Origin of the sequence: Parendozoicomonas verongulae (genome assembly GCF_009711465.1) — a bacterium.
Classification (GTDB): Bacteria; Pseudomonadota; Gammaproteobacteria; order Pseudomonadales; family Endozoicomonadaceae; genus Sansalvadorimonas; species Sansalvadorimonas verongulae.
The window spans coordinates 670-957 of sequence record NZ_SMME01000586.1 but is presented as its reverse complement, the minus strand read 5'-3'; the positions used below and the strand labels follow the sequence as shown (position 1 = coordinate 957).

The window sequence follows — 288 nt, the reverse complement described above, 5'->3', positions numbered from 1 at the left end:
CGGTGCAAGGGGAAACGGAACACCATCTGCTTTTGCGGTGCTACCTTCGCTTCGGCCAACTTGCTTAGATCTCACCGCCGGGGCAGCAGAGATGCCCGGTGTAAGGGGCAGAAGAGCACCATCTGTCCCTGCGGCGCCACCTTCGATACGTTCAGCCTGTTTAACTCTCACTGCCAGAGCAGCCGCGATGTCCGGTGCAAGGGAAAGCGGAACACCACCTGTCCCTGTGGCGCCACCTTCGCTTCGGTCAGCTTGCTGAAATCCCACCGCCAGAGGAGCAATGACGCT

At 60.1% G+C, this 288-nt stretch carries 1 protein-coding gene; it reads right to left on the bottom strand.

Annotated elements, in window-relative coordinates:
* The coding region (locus E1189_RS01700) for a hypothetical protein (protein ID WP_196221003.1) at positions 1-288 on the bottom strand (288 nt) is incomplete at both ends.